Here is a 252-nt window from a genome sequence, read left to right on the forward strand (position 1 = left end):
GGGTCGCAGGTTCGAATCCTGTCTTCCCGACCATATTACTATTCATAATTATGGCGGTGTAGCTCAGCTGGCTAGAGCGTACGGTTCATACCCGTGAGGTCGGGGGTTCGATCCCCTCCGCCGCTATTTTTCTTATTGACATTTCTTGATAATAGTATAAAGTAGTAATATCGCGACTATATACACAAAATACAGGGGCATAGTTTAACGGTAGAACAGAGGTCTCCAAAACCTCCAGTGTGGGTTCGATTC

Annotated in this window: 2 tRNA genes (1 of these 2 only partly in view); both read left to right on the top strand. The window is 45.6% G+C overall.

Annotated features, from left to right (window positions below):
• Positions 1-52: 52 nt before the first annotated feature.
• Positions 53-126 (top strand) — tRNA-Met (locus tag HMPREF0083_RS08085).
• A gap of 68 nt (positions 127-194) precedes the next feature.
• A tRNA-Trp gene (locus tag HMPREF0083_RS28995) sits at positions 195-252 on the top strand (it continues 132 nt past the right edge of the window).

The organism is Aneurinibacillus aneurinilyticus ATCC 12856 (assembly GCF_000466385.1).
Classification (GTDB): Bacteria; Bacillota; Bacilli; order Aneurinibacillales; family Aneurinibacillaceae; genus Aneurinibacillus; species Aneurinibacillus aneurinilyticus.